The sequence below is a fragment of the Desulfonema magnum genome (genome assembly GCF_017377395.1).
GTDB lineage: Bacteria > Desulfobacterota > Desulfobacteria > Desulfobacterales > 4be13 > Desulfonema_C > Desulfonema_C magnum.
Map to the genome: position 1 here is coordinate 5,242,760 of NZ_CP061800.1, position 20,503 is coordinate 5,263,262.

The following is a 20,503-nucleotide window of genomic DNA, read 5'->3' on the forward strand; positions in this document are numbered from 1 at the left end:
CCGGTGATTCCGGTGGGTTTTTTTGGCGATAAAATATTTGTCTTCTTAAAAGCAGATAACATAAGCATGGCGGATTTCAGCCCTTCTTGGGATACAGCCATACCGTATGAATATCATTCACACTGTCCATTACAGATTGCAGGGCGTTCAGGATTCGGGTGTATGTTATCGCCATGCCAATATTTCCGGCAAGAATCTGCAAAGAGTCAATATCCCGTTCTGAAATATCCCACACATCATGGTGATACAATCGCAATACACCGATCATCCTGCCATAATAGTTAATAGGAAGAGACACAATCCCTTTTATCCCCTCCTGCTTTGCATTTTGCGGATACTGGAGGCGGTCAGATTTTTCAATGTCGCTGATGATAATGGGTTCTTTCCTTAACTTTGTGTCAATACTCTTTTTAAGTAAAACAGGCCCTTTGTTCAGATATTTCATGCTCAGTCCGAAACTGGCGAGCGATTCAAGCGCTTCTGTCTCCGGGTTCAGGACAAATATGGTACATCCCTTAATTTCCAGTGCTCCGACCAGAAGCTGGGTCAGTTGAGCGGTCATGGTCTCCAGATCATCAGACTCCGTAACAGCATTGATGACCACCTTAAACACATCTATGTCTATCTTATCTTTGATGTCCATGAAATCCCTCCTCATCCGTCAATAGGTTAAACCTTTCAATATCAACGCGTCCGATCTTCACGGTGGCAACATTGTATCATAGCGTAATATCGGCGGTTCCAATGAAGGTCAGGTGACAACGCAAACGACCATGTCTTCCAACGCACCGACCACTTTACTAAAAACGCTTCCGGTAAAAAACCGTCCGACCTTCTCCTTGCTCCGATTCAGGACAACCATGTCAAAGTGATCTTTCCGACAAAGATCAACAATATCACGGGCAACATCCTTTTTCCTGGCTTCAAAGATATAGCGGATCCGGTCTTCTGAAAAACCGTTTCGTATAAGTTCCTCTTTGGTGGTCTTGAGAGCAGCTTCCTGATCATCAATCTTTTTTGAGAGATAGTTCACATTGCTCATCATTTTTTCCATAATCGGACTGCCGCGCACTTCAATCTGAGGTGCGGGTATATAAGTGTTAAATAAGGTGATTTCAACATCTTTCTGGTGGGCAAACGTGCGGATGACAAACTCTGCTGCCTTTTGGTCCTCACTGGTAAAGTTATAAGGCAACAATATTTTCTGACTGGTCATAATGATTCCCCCCTCTCTGCCTGTGTTAGCGTTCTATTGTTAAATATCACAGCCCGTGTGGCGGAAATAATAAGCACCAGAACATATATTCCTACAAACAAAAACATCTGTCCGGATGCTCAGGGCAAAATTATACCATATAACATAACTATATTTTTATATCGGATTTAAAATAATTGTCAACAAAATAATTTTATATGACAGCTAACCTGCTTATTTCATATAGATAAAATATATCACCACCTTTTTCGGACAAACAAAAGCAAACTCCGGCCCTTGTTTCTCCCTGATCCTGTGGGATTGAGAAATTTCGCGGTGACAGATGCGTTCGGGTTTGTCTATCCGAACTGAGCGAGGGGAATCATGGCAAAATAAATTCTGATTGTAACAGATTCGGGGCAGGCCGGTAACGTCCCGCTGGGGCAGTATATTTGTAGCCTTTGCTGAATACTCGATAATCAAGTTTTTTTGTCATTCCTGCGAAAGCAGGAATCCACTGCTTCCGGAACCGCTGTATTGGCCAAATCGCAGGAAAAAGCCGGGTTTCTTCGCCGTTCGCAGGAAAAGATATATAAAGACTTTTGCTCTGGTACTTAAATAGTATCTGCTGAATTTTTCTCTGAACAGATTACCCGCTACCCTGATATGCTTCCGGTTCGGGGGCTCAGATTTCCGGCCAGAGGTTTTTTTAATGGTTTTTACAAAATTTTCGAAAAAACATGCCGCAAATCCGATTTTTCGGACAGGGATATCCCTTCCCCGGAATAGCGGATTCCGGAGCGGAATAAAAGACAGCTTTCCGAAAAAAAATATGAAATCATGCAAGACCGAGCGTTTTAAGGCTCTCATCTCCTATTTCATCAGTGAAATAAAGCTGAAGGAATTTTTTAAGATTGCAGGCGGTCTGACACAGAAGAGACCATATCCGGTCTCCGCCGAAGCCCCGGTAAAGACTGCGGCCGAAGCCCCTGATATTTTTTGCAACGGCGATGAATCCTTCCGTGGCGGAACGGGCTTTCCGGCAAAAATCCTTTTTTTCTTCGGCAACATCGGAGCTTCTGCCGAGAAAAATATGCTCTGTTCCTCCGGGTATGCTCAGATTTGCGACGCTCCGGTATCCCTGATCTCCGATTGCGAATTCGGGAATCTCTCCCATCCTTTTTATAAAGAGTTCGGATGTCGCGGGCCAGAGAGTGCTGTCATCAGGTTTTCCGATGAAATTTTCCACCGTGACCATAAATCCCTGACGATTGAACGACATCTGAAGAGTTGTTCCGAATTCGCAGTCAGGATGTTTTTTTCCTTTTTTTATCGGACGGGCCTCGGGCTCGTCAAGGGAAACTGTCCGATTTTTTATATGCCTCTCTCCGGCAATTTTCTGTTCGTTCTGTTCGTTAAGCAGTGTCAGGAGCGCGAGCAGCCGCAGGGCTTTTTCTTTTTCGCCGCCCGAAGCCGTAAGATTTCCGACCCTGTCCCCGAACGTACGGAGAGCGCTGACGAAAATCAGCGCAAATTCAAAGAAATATGCCGGAATCTCATTTTTATTCCTATTCAGATTATATTCACGCCAAAGCTCCTTTATTTCCCTGTCATCCCACCACAGGGGAATGCCGTGAGTTTCGGCAAAATGTCTCATCTTCCCGAATGCTTTAAAAATCAGTCCGATATCCGTGGGGTAAATTATATCGGCAGGCAGAACTGTCGAATCTGTCAGCATACAGTCGCCTTTTATGACACCGGCAAGACGCAGCATATCGAATATTTCCGATTCGATAACGGCAATTCCCTCCTCTCCGGGCCGCCGCCGTGTTTTGCAAAGACCGCTGTCATGTATGAAAGTTTTCAGTTTTTCATCAGGGACATTGCAGAAATACTGAATATAACGGTTTTCCCTGACCTGGCTGACACCCCCCCTGTCACTGAGCAGCCGGAGCCTCGCAACAACAAACAGGCCGATGACCGTCCGGAGGGAAATACCGACACAGCCCCTGCCGCTGTCATAAAACCGGGTCAGCCTGTTTATAATTTTCTGCCACGGAATAACCTTTCGCAGAATGACAAGTTCATTGGTCAGATCGGTTATATTCTTTTTTACCCATTCCGGAGTGAAAGCTTCCTCAAATTTTTTTTCAATCATTTTATTGCCTCCGTGTTACAATTTTGTCATAAATTACGGATAAGACTCTCGGAGCCTCTCAGGGCGAAGATTAAAAAATATCATATAACACTATGGAAAAGCAAGAGAAAAGAGAAATTCAGCAGATACTAATTATCAATTAAAATAAGTATCGAAAATCTTTTCCGGAGTGCAAAAATAAAACGAAGCGATTTTTTGCATCCATCCTGTCGCAATTCATTAAGGTAATTTCCAAGAATGAACTAAGAACTGAAAAACTGAAAAAGCCTGTATGTTCTTCTCCGGAGTGCAAAAATAAAGCGAAGCGGTTTTTTGCATCCTGTCGCAATTCATTAAGGTGATTTCCAAAAATGAACTAAGAACGGCGGAACTAAGAACTGAAAAAGCCTGGCATGTTCTTCTCCGGAGTGCAAAAATAAAGCGAAGCGGTTTTTTGCATCCTGTCGTAATTCATTAAGGCGATTTCCAAAAATGAACTACGAACTGAAAAAGCCTGGCATGTTCTTCTCCGGAGTGCAAAAATAAAGCGAAGCGGTTTTTTGCATCCTGTCGTAATTCATTAAGGCGATTTCCAAAAATGAACTACGAACTGAAAAAGCCTGGTATGTTCTTCTCCGGAGTGCAAAAATAAAGCGAAGCGGTTTTTTGCATCCTGTCGCAATTCATTAAGGTGATTTCCAAAAATGAACTAAGAACGGCGGAACTAAGAACTGAAAAAGCCTGGCATGTTCTTCTCCGGAAATCGCCTAAATATCCGGTACAAAAAACTGCTTCGCTTTATTTTTACACTCCGAATTTATGAAAAACTGCAATCATTTTGAAAATGACTTGTTTTTTACAGATAGTCAAGAAGAAATTTAGGGAGGAAAATGTGAAAGATTTGCTTATTACTCTTTAATATCTCGTTTCACTTATTAGAAAAAAATAAATAACTCAATGAAATAATGTTTATCTGGTACGATTGTTCTGTTCCATGGATAATCTCTGATGCGGAATATCTCTATTCCCATAGCTCAGGACCGATAATTCCGATTTTTACGGCGTATTTCACCAGTTCAACCATGTTATGAATATTCAGCTTTTTCATAATATTGGCACGATGTTTTTTTACAGTCTTCAGGCTTATAAAAAGGATTGCCGCGGCCTCACCGGTGTCTCTCCCTTCGGCCAGCAGCCGGAACACCTGCTGCTCCCGGTCAGAAAGAAGATTGTAGCCACTGATCTCTTCTTTTTCTTTCCGGTTTTTCAAATAAGTGTCAATGATCTGTGCATTGACTTTGGAACTTAGAAAATATCTGCCCCGATGCACCGCACGAATGGCTTCAAGCACATCAGACGTGGGCGATGCCTTGAGTACATATCCCAGTGCCCCGTAAGACAAGGCCCGGTCCACATAGGCATCTTTTTCATGCATGGAAAGTATGACAATCTGAACTTCCGGCACTGCTTCCTTAATCAGATTTGTTGCTTCCAAACCACTTAACTTGGGCATGGCAATATCAACAAGCGCGACATCAGGACGAAGCGATTTCACTTTTTTCACTGTCTGCATACCGTCTATGGCTTCGCCTACCACCTCCATATCCGGCTGTTCATCCAAAAGTTTCTGTAACCCGTTCCGCACGATAGCGTGGTCGTCCGCTACTAACACTCTGATTTTGCGCATTTGTTATTCCTCTTAAAACATACACGGAAACACCCTGTTCCCGCATTCCCGAAAATTTAATTTCATTTTTATCTTGCAGTTCAGATTTCAGCTTTGCAATATGAATTATTTTTTTCCTCGGATAATAGAATTTTTGTCAGAACTGCCCTTGGATGAACCGAAAAAAAAATTTACCACGGCACCGAAGCTGGCAGAAAGGGTTCCGAAGAGCAGGTAGGCAGCTTCTTTGCTTCCTTCGGGAATCTCAATTTTCATCAGAAAGCCCATAAGAGCTAAAAAACCGATCACGATTATAGTGGCCAGCGTGTACATAGGCCATCTTATCTGATCCTTTGCCAATGGTGATTCTGTCTCACGCTGCCAGGAAGCCTGCATATCTGTCAGAATCAGTTTTTCCAGCTCACTATGGTGTTCCAATTGGAACTTGCTCAACTTGGTATAAGCATCCGGATCAGCAGCCATCCTCTCTGCGATATCATCCGGTTCATCCGGATCAGCCCCGAACATTGGAGCCACAAGCCTGCCAAGCGCAACGCCTCTGGGACATCCCAGAACTCCCCCGAGCAATGGCGCTCCGTTTTGAACAATTCGTGTTCCAAGGTCCTTCCAATCCATATTATTTCACCTCCCTTTTCCTGGTCTGCCGTGTATATCTCATTAATTTATTTTATAAATCATCATGCTCCGCAGTCACGGATAAAACATGAAAAAGCATTATTATTCTTAATTGTGAGCGAAGAACTTTCCGCTAAGACTTTATTTACTTATTTAAAGTAAAATAATAAAGAAATCAATGGGGTGAGAAGAGTATTCAGAGGTAGCGATATCCTACTTTGGCGGTAGAAATCCCCTCCTTTGAATCAAGGGCGAATCACCATAATTACACGGCAGATGGGAACGTATGCGGATATTATTTTTTTACAGGAGGGGGCTTGGGAACGAGTCACGAAGATTATGACTTCGCGTTCTCAACGCAGACATAAAATTTTCAGAGTTTTTTCATGGCAGTCAGGAATTAAAACCTAAAATTTAGAAATCCCGTAACGCCCAATTTTTTCATAAAGTGTTTTTCTGGAAATGCCGAGACATTGGGAGGCAAGACTTTTGTTACCATTGCATTTTTCCAGCGTCTTTCTGATGAGTTCGCTTTCCATGTCCCTAAGTGTGATGCCCTTTTCAGGCAGTTCCGTAAGAAGTTCTTTACCCGCGTTTCTGACAGAAGGTCCGGCACCGGACACAATGCCTTCTGACAACTCATCCGGCATCAGCCTGGGACCTTTGGAGAGAAGCACTGCTCTTGCCAGACAATTTTTCAATTCCCGCACATTCCCGGGCCAGTTGTAACGGGTCAGTATATCCATTGTCTCCGGCGTGACACCGTCAACGACTTTTTCGTATTGTACGGCATAGTGTCTGACAAAATGACTGACCAACAGGGGAATATCCTCCCGGCGGTCACGCAACGCCGGAACCCGGATCGGAATCACTTCGATGCGATATAAAAGATCACTGAGAAAGCGGTTTTTGCGGATTTCCTCCTGAAGATCAAAATTTGTGGCAGCAATGACCCGGACATCCACCTGGCGGGAACTTGTGGCTCCTACCGGCTCAAATGTCTTTTCCTGCAAAAAGCGGAGCAGCTTTGCCTGAAGTCTGAGACTCATATAGCCGATTTCATCAAGGAAAAGTGTTCCCTGATCCGCTAATTCCAGACGCCCTTTTCTTCCTTCGCCCGCGCCGGTGAACGCCCCTTTTACATGTCCGAACAATTCAGCTTCCAAAAGGTTTTCGGTCAGTGCGGCAGAGTTGATGCAGACCATTTCGGCTTTTTTCCGGCTGCTTTCCATGTGCAGGGAACGCGCTAAAAGCTCCTTGCCGGTTCCGGTTTCCCCATATATCATCACCGACGCGTCCGTAGGCCCCACGGTGCGGACCATATCAAAGATAGCTCTCATCTTCCGACTGGTACCGATGATGTTATGAAAAACATATTCGCTTCTGACCTGCTTTTTAAGATTACGGAGTTCCCGGGAAATTTCATATTCATGGATCGCTTTATTTAAAATAATGGTCAGTTCCTCATAATCAAGCGGTTTGATAAGATAATTCGTCACCCCTTCTTTCAAAGCCTCCACAGCGGATTTGACGGTTCCGTAAGCAGTCATAATAATAAACGGCGGCGCTTCCCGAATAGCAGTTATTTTGTGATAAAGCTGCAAGCCGTCCGTTCCGGGCATCTTCAGGTCTGACAGCACAAGGTCAATATCTTCATGGGAGTCGTATATTTTCAGGGCTTCTGTCCCGTCAGCCGCTTTCAGCACTTCATAGCCCTCATCGCTCAGGATGGCTGTCACTACCTTCAGGCTGTTGATGCGGTCATCAACCACCAATATTTTTTTCTTTACTTCCAAGTTCATGTTCCTCCGATAACTGTGCTAAAATTGCATTTCAGCACTCCGGATGATTGGCTAAAGGCCATTCAAGGCTCACCAAAACCCCGCGGCCTTGTTCGCTCGAAATGCTTATGGTTCCGCCATGATTTTCCATGATGCCCAGACTTAGCGGAAGTCCGAGACCGCTTCCGGTTTCTTTTGTGCTGAAAAACGGATCAAAAATATTCTGCAAATGATTTTTCGGAATGCCGATGCCGCTGTCTTCAATCGTAAGTCTGACCCGCTCGGATGATGCTTCATTTTTCACAAGCATGGAAGAAAAGATGATTTCTCCGCCTTCGGGCATGGCATCAATGGCATTGATTATAATATTGACCAGCACCTGCTGAATCTGGTGGGGATCAATCTGCATCACGGGAAGATCATCCGCTAGGCGGTTATGAAAACAAATCCCCTTTTCCTCAGCCTGTTTTTCAAAAAGATTCTGATTGGAAAGCACCAGTTTGTTCAGATCAGCAGGCACAGGTTTCGGCGAGGATTGCCGGGCAAAATAAAGAAACTCGTTCACAAACTCGTTCAGCCGGTCAATTTCTTCCATAATCAGATCCGAATACTCAGTGATAAGCAGGTCATCAGAACGCCGGCGTCGCAGATAAACGACCGCGCCTTTCATGGCGTTCAGGGGATTTCTGATTTCATGGGCAACGCCTGCTGAAAGCCTTCCCAATGCCACGAATTTTTCTGAGCGAACCAGTTCGTTGTGTATGCGGGTGAGGTTCTGTGTCATTCGGTTAAAAGACCGTGTCAGATCCCCCAGCTCGTCGCGGGTCCGCACAGGTATCTCCTGCGTGAGATTCCCCCGGGCAATGCGATGGGTTGCCGTGACAAGACTGCGTACTGGCCGCAACAGATAATAGGAGATGAGACTGACGCATATCACCGTAAATATCAATGTCAGCGCCACCACCTGGATGACACGGGTCTGAATGGCCCGGGCCTCTTTTCTGAATTCGTCAATGGAAATTGTCACTGCCAAGGACCAGCCCATGACAGGAATCGGTGCAAAGGCCGCCACTCTGTTTTTCTCTTCAAAGAAATAGAGCTTTCTGTCGCTCGCGCCTGACATCATTTTCAATATCAGTTCCTTAAAACTTAGATCAGGGGAACTTTTCAAATCATGGGTGTAAGGCTCAAAACGGGGATGAGTGATATTTCTCCCCGAGTGATCCACCAGAAAGGCATATCCCTGCTCTCCGATACGGATGTTTTTTACAATTTCCAATATATTCTGATAATCAAGATCAATAACGACAATGCCGATAAATTCACCCTGACCGCTGAAGATTGCCTTTGCCCAGCGAATAATAAAACCTTTCCGGAAGTCCGGCCGGACAATTTCGGAAATATAAATGCCATCAGGTCCGAGTCTGCGTGTTTCGGTAAAAAATTTCTGATCGCTCTGATTTGAGAATTTGTTTAATACGCTGTTTTTACGAACTTTTATCTGTTCCAAGCCCTGTTCGTCCACATAACGGATTTGAAAATAATAAGGTGTTCTGTCAATGAAATCCCTGAACAGACGGACCGCATTATCATAGTTGAACTCTGCTTCCGCGTTCAGCCGGAAAGTGCGTGCAATGTGGTATTCTTCCAAGACCGGCAGGCTCGCAATGGTCTTCAGATCCATACGGCAATAATAAAAAATATCATTGATCTCATTGGCTGTTGCTTTTGCCTGAACCATTTGCTCACGGCTCACAAGGTGATCCACCCGGTCCGCAGATGCACGGATGGAAAAATATCCCACAGCCGCAATCGGCGCACAGACCAGCGGAAGAATAAACACAAGAAGTTTCAAGGATATTGAAAAACGGATTTTCATGCGTCGTTGTATATCAATTTAAAAAAAATATTTCAAGACGCTCTTTGTTTGGAAATTGGAATGTTGTATGGTATCAGTAGATCGGAAATATTTTGTAACAGATCCAAAAGGGTATGTTTATATAAAAATCGGGGCAAGACGAGATGTTTATCTGCGGATATCCGAAAATATTCCGGACAGGGTTGCAAACCCCGTCCTGCAAAAAGGGATAACCCTGCCCTCACAAAGGAAACATGAAAATTAAGAAAAGAAAAAAAATGATAAAAGTAAGTTGGCAGTTTTTGATTTTTTCAGGGCTTCTGCTGGCCTTCTGTTCAGTCTGTAATGTGGCGGCCCAGGAAAAAATCATCATCGGGGTGGCCACTTCTCTGAGCGCACCCGAAGGCAGGGAAAGCCTCAACGCTGTTTTGCTGGCAGCAGATGAGATCAACACCAAAGGCGGGGTGAATGTCTGCGGGAAAAAGATACCTCTCAGCATCGAATCGGTCAGTCTTCGAGGTGATTTTTCGGACGGTTCGGTGTCGGACGCACTTCAGGATTTGGAAAAAATCATTGTTGAGAAAAAAGTCCATGCAATCGTGGTGGGTCCTTTCCGATCCGAAGTCTTTCTGACTGGTATGGATGTCATCGCAAAATACAAAGTGCCGATGCTGGAGACCATTGCCCTGTCGCCCACTCCCGAAGCCAAAATTATGAGATATCCCAAATATAAATACATTTTCAGGCTGTGTCTTAACTCCAAATATTTAGTGGAATATCTCATCAGCACCATGAAATTCATGAATAAAAAATTCGGATTCGACAAAGTTTATATTATGAGTCAGGATGCGGCCTGGGCCCGTACCACCGTTTCTCTGATGATCAAATTATTTTTCGCCAAAGCAGGCTGGAAAATAGTGGGCATGGATAATTATCCCCGTGGAAGCTCAGATTTCACGGCCGGTCTGAAAAAAGCCAGTGACAGAGGCGCACAGATTTTGCTGACTATATTCGATACGCGCGGGAGCGCCACTTTGGTCAGACAATGGCATACGATGCAGGTCCCCGCATTTTTATGTGGTTATCTTCCGATGATGAATTCTCCCGGAGCATGGCAAAGCTTTGACGGTAAGATTGCCGGTACGCTGAATGTTGTTTTTGAAATAGGCAATGTGCCTTCGGCAAAATATATGCCTGCCACGGATTTTTACGAAGCTTACAGCTTCCGTCATTACCGGAAAGGATTTTACCTTTGTGGCAAGAGCGATTCTGCCAATGCTCGCCATCTGTGTTGTGATGCTCTTTGTCATCACTTTTATCCCTCCCATCTCGACAGCAATACCCCGTTTTCTGTTCGGAGGATGAGAAAAATAAGACTTGGCTAAAAATTGAAAAGGAGTTTTACTGTGAATATCGCAAATATTCTTACAAGAACCGCGATCTTTTTTCCAGACGCTGTGGCGGTTGTGGAAGGGGAGCGGAATATTACCTATAAACAATTTGATCAGGAATCCGGCCGCATTGCCGCGGCGCTCACACAAGCAGGCATCAGACCCGGAGACCATGTTGCCCTGTGCGCGCCCAATTCCTACGCATGGCTGGCTTTTTATTTTGGTGTCATCAAGGCCGGAGCTGTTGCCGTTACCGTTGCCAGCCTTCTGAAAAAGCAGGAACTTCATCCCATCATAGATGACTGCCAGCCAAAAATCATATTTACCTGGGATGAAAAATTAGAAGACTTGGAAGAGATACGGGATCGGGATTATCTCAGATTCATCGTGTCCAAAAGCGAGGAAAACACTTTTGAGGGTCTCCTTGGCAAAGGACATTCGAATTTTAAAACCATTGACCGGGACCGGAAAGATACCGCGGCCGTGCTTTATACCGGCGGAACCACCGGCACATCCAAAGGCGTGCTTCTGAGCCATGAAAACCTTCAGACCTCAGTACATAATGTGGCGTTCAGCGAGCGCTCTGTTCATACAGACCGTGCCCTCTGCTTTCTGCCTCTGAACCATGTGTTTGCCCAGGTTCATATCATGGGGTCAACGGTATTCAGCGGCGGCACGCTGATTGTTCAGCCGTCATTTGACATGGACAAACTGCTTTATGCGGTTGAGCATCTTGGCGCGACAAAGGTTTACAGCGTGCCCACGGTTTATATCCGTCTGCTCGCGTTGGATGATCTGGAACAAAGATTTGCTTCTGTGCGTTATTGCATGTCTGCCGCGGCCACCATGGCGGCTGAACTGGTAAAGGCATGGAAAGGCCGGACCGGTCTGGATATTCATGAAGCTTACGGCATGACAGAAAGCGCGGCCATGGTGACTTTTAATCATTATTACCGTCATGTGGTGGGATCAGTGGGAACACCGCCAAATCTTGTGGAGGTTCAAATCAGGGACCTGGACGGAAATATCCTGCCGACCGGACAGGAAGGGGAAATCTGCATTTGCGGCCCCAATATCATGAAAGGCTATCTTGGAAAACCCGAAGAAACCGCAGCATCTTTCTGGGGACCGTGGTTCAAGTCAGGCGATATCGGTTTGCTGGATGATGACGGGTATCTCTACATCGTGGATCGGCTGAAAGACCTGATTATCACCGGCGGTGAGAATGTATATCCGAGGGAAATCGAAGAGCTTTTATATGCCCGTGAAGAGGTCCAGGAATGCGCGGTGGTGGGTTTGTCCGATAAAGAATACGGAGAACGGGTGGTGGCGACGATTGTGCCAAAAGAAAAGCAGAAGGTTGACCCGCAGGCAATTAAAACATTTCTAAAGGAACAGCTCGCATCATATAAGGTTCCCAAAGCCTATATTGAATTGGAGGAAATGCCTAAAAGCAATACCGGAAAAATTCTCAAGCGGGAGATAAAAAAACACTTGGCAAAAACTGAAACACAGAAAAATTGATGAGCAAATCCCACGTTAAAATTGTGCGTATCACTCGATGATCAGATTTTCTAACCCGGTTCAGACAAACAGCCTGTTATTCTTGCGAAAGCAGGAATGACAGAAACGCAGATGCGGCGTTTCCGGGATATGTGGATTCCTGCTTTCGCAGGAATGACAAAAAAACTTGATTATTGAGTATCAGCAGATCGAAAAGTTTCCGGACTGTGCGCGATGCGACAAAGAAACCCGGCTTTTTTTTCGGGACAGAGCGCTTTCCCCCGCCGGAAAAAGCCGGGTTTCTCCCCATAAGCATCAGGCTAAGGATATGACATTCTGATTTCATTGAAACTGCCCGGGCGGCAGCCGAAAAGCAAACCTTTTATTTTCGGGCGTTCCGGAATCATAAAAATCCTTAGCCTGATGCGTATGAGGTTTCTCCCCGGTCCGCCCTGTGCCTGTTCAGGATATAAACCATGTAATATCCTGAATTGACATTGTGAATATCGGAGAATGTCCGGATTTGGGGCATGACCGGGAATCCGATTGTTATAACTGTCTGAACCCTCCGATCTTTCGGAGTTCTTTTTTGGCTTTGTCCGCAAGGGGATCATCCGGATCAAGCTCAATTACTTTGCGATACGCGTGAATTGCTTCTTTATACTTATGTGATAATGTGTAAGCCTCTGCGAGATCGAAATATATCTCGGGAAATCTTGGAGAATTTTTGACGGCCTTTTTAAGGATTGCCACAGCTTCCGGAATTTTTTCCATAGCAATGTAGGTCTGACCAAGCCCCCTTAGCGCAATGACAAAGTCAGGTTTTATTTTAAGGCTTTCTTTATAATACGTTTCCGCGAGTTCATATTCTTTTTTATTATAATAGGCCCATCCCAGATTGGAAAGCGGATAATGAGGCGTTGCATAGAGAATATCTTCAGTGAGCGCTTTGAATGTGACAATGGCAGCATTCCAATCCTTTTTGGCAAGATAGGCTGTTCCCAGATTATTTCTGGCAGGACCATAATCAGGGCTTAATTCTATGGCTTTCTTAAAATGCCCGATTGCCAGTTCCAGCTTTTCTTTTGCCATATAGGTCAGCCCCAGATCATTGTGAAGATGCCGGTCTTCGCCATAAAACTTTTCTGCTTTAAGGAATTCTCTGAGAGCCGCGGTGTAATTTCCCTGGGCCATGTATGCCTCACCCAGTTCTCTTGAGGCTTCTTCCTGTCTCTTTTTTACTTCCAGATTTGCCGAACATGAAACAATGCAAAATATAAACAGTGTAAGTGCTGTCCCAAAAAACAGGTTTTTTCTCATATCCTATCGGGTCCCTAATTTTGAAAAATAAAGGTTTTCAAAGTCTGGTTCAGTAGATGATTTCTAAATTGATTCAAATAGTTTTAATTGGTCCGGTTCTGATCTGTGGTGATATTTCACTTTCTGTGCGGGTAATTTGCGCAAATCAGAAACAAACAAACTCACCTCATTTTCAAGGTCGGGTAAAACTTTTACCTCTTTTTCCATATCCGCCATCTGACTCAGTTCGCATAAAACACGCCCCATAACTGCGACTTTGGCATCACCTGATGAAGTATTTATTCCCCATTTGTTTAACTCTGTGATCTGACCTTTTGCTTTTTTAACAGATTTTCGCAGGATATGTTTTGTGTCATAATCAACTATCTTACCAGAGGAATCTGATTTTCCACACACAAGAATAAGATCAAGATGTATGGGAATTTTAGCCTGTTGAATAGGTATTGATACGGACATCTCAGCTTTAATGGGAAAAGATTGTATGCAGGTAAAACCTGCCTGACGTATTGCTTTATACACAGAAATCCATCCTTCGGGTTTGGAATGATGATAAGTAAATATTAAAAGTCCTTCATTTTTCAGAACTCTGTTACATTCCAGGAAAACCCCGCGGAGTTTTTCAGAAAATTTATCTGAATCTGTGTCCTGAACTTCGGCTTTATGCCGGGTCGTGCGAATATCTTCTGATATGTCTAACATCTGATTTAGCCAATAATAGAAAAAATCAGCTAACTGAGAATAATGCACATTATCAAAAAATGGCGGGTCTGTGATCACCAAATCAACAGAGCCTGTCTCAATATCTGTATGGGCAGAATCTCCGTAAGAAATATAAACAGACGCGCCATTTTTTTTAAAATCAGAATAGCTCTCAACAATGTTGCAATTTAGCGGTATGTTAATATTTGGAACTTTTAAGCCTTTGTTACCTTTTAATTTCAGTTCAAACGGATCTGATTTATAATTTAATGCTCTGAGAATCCTGCTTTTATATAATGTGGAAAATGAGCCGGATGATTTTGGCGTGCCCCAGATATTTGCCTCTATTGGCATCATTTCAGGTCTGAGAATATGATGTGAAAACATATGACGAACCGCTCCGGTACCTTCGCCCTTGAAGGAGCAAAACATATTATTAAACTCCAATACCCCTGATAACAGGCAGGAAAACAGGCGTTTTAAGGGATAGTCAGATATTTTTTTTATCTCATTGCAAAGATGATACACAGAGATTAACTGTCTCGGGGAAAACATCTGATGCCAAAATTTGTAGTTATGTTTCAGAACCTGGTTCGTGTTATAGCCTTCTTTTATTGGGATAAACGGAATCTTTTTATTTAAAGATTCAAATTCTGATCGGAGATCATCTAAGACTTTAAAATCATAATCATTAGGAATTTCATATTTTTTTGTGCCATCATCTGATAACACGAGTTTTGCGTAAAGCTTATGATATGATGGTTCATTTGTTTTTTTCAAATAATCAGTCAGCCTGAATTTAAACAGACAGTGCGGGCAAGTTACCAGAGCGCCATTTACATTTCCATTCTGAGGATTATAAGTGGTATTACAAACAGAACACGTTGTTTGTTTATTGTCATAGCATATCTGGTTTATATTATGGCATTGTGGGCAAATTGCTCTGGCAGACGGGTCTTTTTTAGGCATCGCATTTTTTGAAAAAATTCGTGATTTAAACAAATCTGTCTCTTTACCACAATTCGGGCAGTTGAGCGTTTTCACCCAGAAATAATAAAGCACATCTGCGATATTTCCGTTTTCAGACCTGGTTTTATAAAATGATCGGATTTTCTTTTTTATATTTCTTTCAATTGTCTTAAATGTCTTATCAACGCCGGCTATCTCATATTTTTCCAAACTGGCCTGAACAATAATGGCTGACACCGGATTAATATCCTGGCCCATCACCATACATCCCAGTTTGGCTGCTTCGCCCACAGTCACGCCGCTTCCCATGAAAGAATCAAAAACAGTGACATCTGAAAAGCAGTTTTTTGAATAATAATCCTTTAGGATGTCAGCATCTTCATTTTCGCAGGCTGCTAAAATAATACCTCGAAAAACTGAACCCAGTCTTTTGGCCCACCATTTATGAATATAATATGGGGGTCTGTAAATCTCTTTTCTCCACGATTCTCTTTCAGCCAATTGGCTGAAAATACCTATTGGGAAATCTTTTTCTATATATTTTGTCATTCCGCACTGTCTGATGATTATGGCACAAGCTTAGGCATTGATGCAACACGTTCCTTTGGTTTACGTTCTTTGCAAGCTTTGAATATATCTCTTCTGACAGGTATTTTGTCTGGCTTATAAAAATAGACACTTCCACCCACATGCAACTTTTTTTAACCGGAGAGAACACGGACAGACAGCGAATGTCACAAAGGCACGAAGACACGAGAATCTTCGTGAGACTTTGTGCCTTTGTGGCATTATAAGTGTACATTGCGTGAGAATGTTTTTTTGAGAAAAGCAGCCTCTCATTCTTTATACATTTTTAATCGCATCAATGATTTTGAGTGTCGCACAGGTATTCACGACATTATGAACCCTTACGATGTGGGCACCGTTTAAAACTGACGCCGCAACTGAAGCCTGAGTCCCGGTTTCCGCCTCGGGGCTGGCAGGGTCTAAATCTTTGTCCGTCTCATTTTTAAGCAGATTTCGTATAAAAGCTTTTCTGGAGGTTCCCATAAGAATCGGAGTGTCAAGCGACTTGAATTCATCTAATCTCTGAATTAATAACAGATTATGCTCAACCGTCTTGCCAAATCCGATACCAGGGTCAATGATGATTTTTGATCTTGGAATTCCCCTTTTTTCAGCATTGCTGATTTCATCTTCAAAAAATGTTATGACTTCCTTGACAACATCATCATATGTGGGAGAAACCTGCATGGTTTTAGGCGTTCCCTTCATGTGCATCAGAATAACCGGAACACCGTATTCAGCGGCAACGTCAGCCATGTCAGGATCAAGGTGCAGGGAACTGATATCATTTATAACAGAAGCCCCGGCTTCAATGGCCTGTCTGGCCACGCCCGCTTTTGTGGTATCAATGGAAATCGGGACAGAAATACGTTTGGCAAGTTTTTCAATCACCGGAATCACCCGCTGTATTTCTTCCTGGGCAGATACCTCTTCGGAAAAGGGGCGGGTGGATTCTCCGCCGATATCAATGATATCAGCCCCGTCTTCAACCATTTTTTCGCCCTGAGCAACAGCCTCGTCACAATTGAAAAATTTTCCCCCGTCTGAAAACGAATCCGGTGTCACATTCACGATACCCATGACACAGGTACGCTTACCCAGCTCAAGGGTATGATTTTCCCATGAAAGCGTGTAGGTTTTCATAATATAAGTATCTTTGTGGTCTGGTATTTGTGGTTCAGCAGTCCCTGACTCAATTGCTTCTTATAGGCAAAAACCTGCGAAGTTTTGGAAACCTCACAGGTTTTATTTAAAGTCGGTCAGAACCAGGAATATCTGAGCGTCTGAACGATTGGAACAACTTAAGACGCTTATTTCATTTTTAAATCGCCATCGTCCTTATCTTCAGGCTTTATTGACGGAAGTTTTATTCCGGGTCTCATGGAAAAAATGAGCTCGTCCAGTTCTTTTCCCAGAACAGTTTCTTTTTCAAGCAAAAGGTCTGCCAATTTGTGCAGAATATCCATATTCTCTTTTAACACCTGTGTTGCACGTTCATGCGCTCTGTTGATCAGCTTGCTTATTTCACTGTCAATTCTTTTTGCCGTTTCTTCGGAATAATCCCTGTGCTGGGAAATTTCCCGTCCGAGAAATATCTGTTCCTCATCTTTGGCATAAGACAGCGGCCCCAGTTCCTTACTCATACCCCATACCCGCACCATGTTCTGGGCAATATCCGTTGCCTGCTTGATATCGTTGGATGCCCCTGTGCTGATCAGTCCGAAAGTAATCTCTTCAGCCGCTCGTCCCCCGAAAGCAACAGCCAATTTGCTTTCCAACTGTTCCTTGGACATGAAATCCCTCTCTTCAGGAAGAAACCATGTCACACCGGCCGCACGTCCCCGGGGAATGATGGTGATCTTATTCACAACATCCGTATCCGGCAGAAAACGGGCCACAAGCGCATGTCCGCCTTCGTGATATGCGGTATTCTTTTTCTCTTCTTCCTTGATGATTTTTGATTTCCGTTCCAACCCCATATAAACCTTATCCTTGGAATCTTCAAGGTCAGACATATCCACTTTGTCTTTGTTTCTTTTGGCGGCCAGAAGAGCAGCTTCGTTTACAAGATTTTCCAAATCAGCCCCGGAAAAGCCAGGGGTTCCTTTTGCGATGACAACAGGATCAACATCCGGAGACACAGGGGTTCTTTTCATGTGAACCCGCAGAATTTTTTCACGGCCTCTGACATCCGGAAGCGAAACAACCACCTGCCGGTCAAAACGCCCGGGGCGCATGAGCGCGGGGTCCAGCACATCGGGCCGGTTTGTGGCGGAAATAAGGATCACCCCTTCATTGGATTCAAATCCGTCCATTTCCACCAGCAACTGATTCAGGGTCTGTTCTCTTTCATCGTGTCCGCCGCCAAGTCCAGCACCCCGATGCCTTCCCACTGCGTCAATCTCATCAATAAAGATAATACAAGGGGCATTTTTTTTGCCTTGCAGAAAAAGGTCTCTGACCCGGGATGCTCCCACCCCCACAAACATTTCCACAAAATCCGAACCGCTGATGCTGAAAAACGGAACACCGGCTTCCCCTGCAATAGCACGTCCCAGAAGGGTTTTACCCGTACCCGGAGGTCCCATCAGAAGAACCCCTTTTGGAATTCGGCCCCCGAGCCGCGTGAATTTTTTGGGTTCTCTGAGAAACTCGACAATTTCGCCCAGTTCTTCTTTTGCCTCGTCAATGCCCGCGACATCTTCAAAAGTCACCTTTTCTGACGAGTCAGAAAGCAGACGGGCGCGGCTTTTTCCGAAAGAAAGGGCTTTGCCGCCTCCGGACTGCATCTGACGCATGAAAAAAATCCATACGCCAATCAGCACGATCATGGGAAACCATGAAACCAGAACAGAAACAAACCAGGGCGATTCAGCAGGCGGTTTTGCCTTGATCGTGACGCCCTTTTGTCTGAGGATATTGATGAGTTCGTCATCCTCAGGGGCAAATATCTTAAAGCGTTTCTGATTCTTATCCGTAATAATAAGATCTTGCCCCTGAATAAGAACTTCTCTGATATCTTCCCCCTCCACCATTGCAAGAAAGTCTGTGTAACTGACACTTGGTTCGGTTGTTTTCTGTTGGTTGAAAAGATTATAAAGCATGATCATCATCAGTGTGATGACAAGCCATAACGCCAGATTTTTATAAAACGGATTCAAAAAAATACCTCCTGGTTTTGTGATTTTGTGATTTTGTGATTTTGTGACTTGTGATTTTGTGATTTATTTATTAGCACCAATCCCCAATCACAACTCCCCAATCACAAATACTATTAACCACCATTTATAAATTAGGCAAGAAAAAGTTCCACTTTAAGTATATTTTGAGTTGACGGTGTCACTTTGGCAAATTCATCCATTCTATGCCCCACAACCCATATAATTTTTTCCTGACATAATAAAATCGGACAGTTTGCCCGTTCTTCTCTTGAAACTTTGTTGTTGATAAAATATTTTTTCACCTTTTGTTGCCCGCCCATACCAAGGGGGGCAAAACGGTCCCCGGGTCTGCAATTTCTGATTATCATGGGAAAGTTTAAAATATCCATGTCAAAATAACTTGAGACTTGAGACTCGAAATCTGAGACCTGAGACTTAAAACTTGAAACAGGCATATTTTCCCTGCTTATCTGAGAAAACTTGAAACGGGCACCGATTTCTTTTATGAATATTATTCCAGGTCTGAATATATTGTATTCAAAAGACGGACAGCTCACATGCTTTTTTTGCTTTGATCGCTGTGCCCTGAATGTTGCCCTTTCAACTCTTGAAAAGAAAAGCCTTTCACCTTTTCGTTCTGTTCGGATACGGTCCGGCAGGTCAAGCGATCCAAAAGCCGGACCGTTTTGCAAGAGATTTAATATTGTTTTTATATGAATATAGGTAACACGCCTGAGATTCCCCTTAACCCGGGCAATTGCTTTTCGAATAATCCGTCTCTGCCCTGCTATATGGATTTTTTTCAATTCTGCAACGGAAAGAACAATTTTTTCTTCTTCCACGTCAGAAATACAATTTTTAAACACAGGATCTGTTACATTCTCAATCCATTCATTTTCATCTCTTATAATGGAAGAAAGCCGGTTCAGGGTTTCAGTTATTTGGGGATTGTAGGAAGCCTTTAATGTCGGAATCAAATGGTGGCGTATCCTGTTCCGAAGGTATCTGGTATCTTCGTTGCTCGCGTCTGAAACGTATTTTAACCCGCTGGCAGATAAAAAATCAATAATTTCCGATCTTGTCAGACGGATAAGCGGACGGACGAACTTATTATCCCTTACAGGCGGTATTCCTGAAAGCCCCAGAGGACCGCTTCCCCGCAACAGATACATTAAAACAAGCTCCGCGTTATCATCAGCATGATGGCCCAAAGCGATTTTACTGAACCTGTTTTTTTCTGCCACATTTTCATAAAAAGCATAACGAACACGCCTGGCTGCCTCTTCCAAAGAAAGCTTGTTTTTATGCTGATATTTTCGAACATCTTCCGTACCTATATAATAAGGCAGATTAACTTTCCTGGCAAGAGACCCCACAAATTCAGCGTCATTATCCGAATCTTTTTCACGGAGACAGTGATTCAGGTGGGCAATGCCAAGTCTGAGAGAAAACTTGGAAGCAAAATGAAGCAGCATACAGAGAAGGGCAACGGAATCAGGTCCCCCTGACACACCTACAAGGACAGAATCCCCGTGCCGAAACATTTTATAGGCTGTAATGGTCTGTTCTACAGTATGAAATATTTTATTATTTGAATAGTTAAATATTAATGACATAGAT

At 43.8% G+C, this 20,503-nt stretch carries 14 protein-coding genes; 2 read left to right on the forward strand and 12 right to left on the reverse strand.

Annotated elements, in window-relative coordinates; translation table 11 throughout:
* Nucleotides 1-76 precede the first annotated feature (76 nt).
* From dnm_RS20070 to dnm_RS20100, 7 genes are all read right to left on the reverse strand, one after another.
* Entirely contained in the window at nt 77-643 is a 567-nt protein-coding gene (locus tag dnm_RS20070) for a GAF domain-containing protein (RefSeq protein ID WP_207678686.1), read from the reverse strand.
* Nucleotides 644-751: 108 nt separating this feature from the next.
* On the reverse strand, nt 752-1,216 hold the full coding sequence (locus dnm_RS20075) for a universal stress protein (RefSeq protein WP_207678687.1): 465 nt from the start codon (nt 1,214-1,216) through the stop codon (nt 752-754).
* A gap of 817 nt (nt 1,217-2,033) precedes the next feature.
* On the reverse strand, nt 2,034-3,353 hold the full coding sequence (locus dnm_RS20080) for a transposase (RefSeq protein WP_207678688.1): 1,320 nt from the start codon (nt 3,351-3,353) through the stop codon (nt 2,034-2,036).
* Between the two features lie 1,000 nt (nt 3,354-4,353).
* Nucleotides 4,354-5,019 carry a response regulator gene (locus dnm_RS20085; protein WP_207678689.1) on the reverse strand — a complete coding sequence of 222 codons (666 nt, stop codon included), beginning with the start codon at nt 5,017-5,019 and terminating at the stop codon, nt 4,354-4,356.
* Between the two features lie 105 nt (nt 5,020-5,124).
* Nucleotides 5,125-5,634 (reverse strand): hypothetical protein, encoded by a 510-nt coding sequence (locus tag dnm_RS20090; protein WP_207678690.1) that lies wholly within the window; start codon nt 5,632-5,634, stop codon nt 5,125-5,127.
* A 407-nt stretch (nt 5,635-6,041) separates the two neighbouring features.
* The gene (locus dnm_RS20095) at nt 6,042-7,436 is read right to left on the reverse strand and encodes a sigma-54-dependent transcriptional regulator (protein WP_207678691.1); all 1,395 of its coding nucleotides are present in this window, start codon (nt 7,434-7,436) and stop codon (nt 6,042-6,044) included.
* A gap of 31 nt (nt 7,437-7,467) precedes the next feature.
* A complete protein-coding gene (locus dnm_RS20100) occupies nt 7,468-9,294 on the reverse strand; it encodes an ATP-binding protein (protein WP_207678692.1) in 1,827 nt (608 codons plus the stop codon).
* A gap of 257 nt (nt 9,295-9,551) precedes the next feature.
* On the opposite strand from dnm_RS20100, the gene dnm_RS20105 reads away from it, so the two are divergent.
* Together dnm_RS20105 and dnm_RS20110 are read left to right on the forward strand one after the other, a co-directional pair.
* Nucleotides 9,552-10,658: an ABC transporter substrate-binding protein gene (locus tag dnm_RS20105; protein ID WP_207678693.1), complete on the forward strand. Its 1,107-nt coding sequence runs from the start codon at nt 9,552-9,554 to the stop codon at nt 10,656-10,658.
* A 21-nt stretch (nt 10,659-10,679) separates the two neighbouring features.
* A complete protein-coding gene (locus dnm_RS20110) occupies nt 10,680-12,188 on the forward strand; it encodes a class I adenylate-forming enzyme family protein (protein WP_207678694.1) in 1,509 nt (502 codons plus the stop codon).
* 528 nt (nt 12,189-12,716) lie between these two features.
* On the opposite strand, the gene dnm_RS20115 is transcribed toward dnm_RS20110, so the two are convergent.
* The 5 genes from dnm_RS20115 to tilS all read right to left on the reverse strand — a co-directional run bounded on the left by dnm_RS20115 (nt 12,717) and on the right by tilS (nt 20,499).
* Nucleotides 12,717-13,487 (reverse strand): tetratricopeptide repeat protein, encoded by a 771-nt coding sequence (locus dnm_RS20115; RefSeq protein WP_207678695.1) that lies wholly within the window; start codon nt 13,485-13,487, stop codon nt 12,717-12,719.
* A 63-nt stretch (nt 13,488-13,550) separates the two neighbouring features.
* Nucleotides 13,551-15,704 (reverse strand): DUF1156 domain-containing protein, encoded by a 2,154-nt coding sequence (locus tag dnm_RS20120; RefSeq protein WP_207678696.1) that lies wholly within the window; start codon nt 15,702-15,704, stop codon nt 13,551-13,553.
* 294 nt (nt 15,705-15,998) lie between these two features.
* Entirely contained in the window at nt 15,999-16,865 is an 867-nt protein-coding gene (gene folP / locus dnm_RS20125; RefSeq protein WP_207678697.1) for a dihydropteroate synthase, read from the reverse strand.
* A gap of 167 nt (nt 16,866-17,032) precedes the next feature.
* Nucleotides 17,033-18,883, reverse strand: coding sequence for an ATP-dependent zinc metalloprotease FtsH (ftsH, locus tag dnm_RS20130; RefSeq protein WP_207678698.1), 1,851 nt, complete (start codon nt 18,881-18,883; stop codon nt 17,033-17,035).
* Between the two features lie 131 nt (nt 18,884-19,014).
* Complete coding sequence (gene tilS, locus dnm_RS20135; RefSeq protein ID WP_207678699.1) at nt 19,015-20,499, reverse strand: tRNA lysidine(34) synthetase TilS; 1,485 nt, start codon at nt 20,497-20,499, stop codon at nt 19,015-19,017.
* Between the last annotated feature and the right edge of the window lie 4 nt (nt 20,500-20,503).

Coding starts and splice junctions, on each gene's coding strand:
- dnm_RS20070 (WP_207678686.1), bottom strand. CDS start 643: ATGGACATCAAAGATAAGATAGACATAGATGTGTTTAAGGTGGTCATC.
- dnm_RS20075 (WP_207678687.1), bottom strand. CDS start 1,216: ATGACCAGTCAGAAAATATTGTTGCCTTATAACTTTACCAGTGAGGAC.
- dnm_RS20115 (WP_207678695.1), bottom strand. CDS start 13,487: ATGAGAAAAAACCTGTTTTTTGGGACAGCACTTACACTGTTTATATTT.
- dnm_RS20120 (WP_207678696.1), bottom strand. CDS start 15,704: ATGACAAAATATATAGAAAAAGATTTCCCAATAGGTATTTTCAGCCAA.
- dnm_RS20105 (WP_207678693.1), top strand. CDS start 9,552: ATGATAAAAGTAAGTTGGCAGTTTTTGATTTTTTCAGGGCTTCTGCTG.
- dnm_RS20100 (WP_207678692.1), bottom strand. CDS start 9,294: ATGAAAATCCGTTTTTCAATATCCTTGAAACTTCTTGTGTTTATTCTT.
- dnm_RS20085 (WP_207678689.1), bottom strand. CDS start 5,019: ATGCGCAAAATCAGAGTGTTAGTAGCGGACGACCACGCTATCGTGCGG.
- dnm_RS20095 (WP_207678691.1), bottom strand. CDS start 7,436: ATGAACTTGGAAGTAAAGAAAAAAATATTGGTGGTTGATGACCGCATC.
- dnm_RS20080 (WP_207678688.1), bottom strand. CDS start 3,353: ATGATTGAAAAAAAATTTGAGGAAGCTTTCACTCCGGAATGGGTAAAA.
- tilS (WP_207678699.1), bottom strand. CDS start 20,499: ATGTCATTAATATTTAACTATTCAAATAATAAAATATTTCATACTGTA.
- folP (WP_207678697.1), bottom strand. CDS start 16,865: ATGAAAACCTACACGCTTTCATGGGAAAATCATACCCTTGAGCTGGGT.
- dnm_RS20090 (WP_207678690.1), bottom strand. CDS start 5,634: ATGGATTGGAAGGACCTTGGAACACGAATTGTTCAAAACGGAGCGCCA.